Below are 234 nucleotides of genomic sequence, written 5' to 3' on the forward strand. Positions count from 1 at the left end.
TTCAACCGGGCTTATCTCCATTGTGGGCGGGAACGCGACAGGTACCATAAACGACAACGACGGCGGGGCCGGGAACGGGGTATCCGTTACGGGCTTCAACGTGGACGAGGACGCCGGTACGGCCGACTTTACCGTCAGCCTTAACGCAAACGTACAGGGAGGGTTCAATGTGGACTTTGCCATTGCCGATGGTACCGCCATCGCAGGTTCCGATTATACAGTGGCCTCAGCCAC

At 58.5% G+C, this 234-nt stretch carries 1 protein-coding gene; it reads left to right on the forward strand.

Going from position 1 to position 234, the window contains the following annotated elements; genetic code table 11:
- Positions 1 to 234 (forward strand): Calx-beta domain-containing protein (locus M3P07_RS17720; RefSeq protein ID WP_249971262.1); only part of this gene is annotated, 234 nt, incomplete at both ends.

The sequence above is a fragment of the Flagellimonas myxillae genome (genome assembly GCF_023502235.1).
Lineage (GTDB): Bacteria > Bacteroidota > Bacteroidia > Flavobacteriales > Flavobacteriaceae > Flagellimonas > Flagellimonas myxillae.